The following is a 1,054-nucleotide window of genomic DNA, read 5'->3' on the forward strand; positions in this document are numbered from 1 at the left end:
GAGTGTCCTTGTTGTAGACGATATAGTTCGCATGTCTTTTAATTTTTGAATGGCTACTTTATATTCGTCCAAGCTGCTGCAACTGATGATATCAGGACAAGCAAGTGACTGTTCATAACCAATCAGGGTAAAAGGTGATGCAATAACTTTTTTATTATATTTAAGCGCCTCAGCAACCTTTACTTTCATACCTCCTCCAACGGAGATAGGAGATAAAATCACATCTATACTCTGATAAAAATCTGCCAACGACTCAACGAAGCCGTAAGTTTTAAGGTTAGGTTTATCAAGCTTAGTCGCATATGCTTCAAATCCGTTTCCGGCGATCACAAACTGTATCTGGCTATCGTCAATAAATGCCGGCGCGATGTGCTGCGAGATATATTGTGCGGCCTCGGTATTAGCATAGAAAGCTGTCCCGATAAAACCAACGGTAAACGGCCTCGACTGCGCGGCCTCAGTACCGTACAGCACCTCATCATCAATTCGTTCATCAACAATGCAGACGGGTACGCAGAAGTCTGCTTTTCTTTTGTAGAGACGAAGGAGACGGTCCGAGTCGGCCTCATGCAGCGCAACCAATACATCACTATATTTGACTGCCTTTTTTTCAGCGGTAGCGGTTGAGAAAAGCGATGGTAGATATTGTATTTTACCGCTCTTAAGCCGATCTTTTTCGAAATCGACTTCCGCATTGTGGAAAAAGGTTAAAATCTTAATAGCTGGGTATGCGCTCTTACACCATTCGGCCACGCTACCCAGCAGACTTGAATCAAGATATAACGTAGTTGGCTGATATTCCACAATAATCTCTTTAATTTTTCTGAAAATTTCAGCATTTAGTCTGCCTGCGTAACCGCGTAAATTATTGAGGGCCGTCTGTATTTTTGAGCTCTTCGCCAGCACTTCCCAAGCATAAGAACTCTCTTCTTTCCTGACGATCGCGAGCTCTTTAACCTGTAGCCGCTCGTTGGCTTTCAGGGCTTTTAAATTTGCTCGAGATACAATGCTTCCGCCATAGTTAGACTTCTCCAGGGACATTGATATATACAGT

1 protein-coding gene is annotated in these 1,054 nt (G+C 43.2%); it reads right to left on the reverse strand.

Annotation, left to right across the window (positions count from 1 at the left end):
* A partial coding sequence (locus INF73_RS21920) for a glycosyltransferase family 4 protein (protein ID WP_193547347.1) occupies positions 1-1,041 on the reverse strand: 1,041 nt, incomplete at its 3' end.
* Positions 1,042-1,054 lie beyond the last annotated feature (13 nt).

This window comes from Enterobacter cloacae complex sp. P6RS, assembly GCF_014982245.1.
GTDB classification, from domain to species: Bacteria; Pseudomonadota; Gammaproteobacteria; order Enterobacterales; family Enterobacteriaceae; genus Enterobacter; species Enterobacter bugandensis.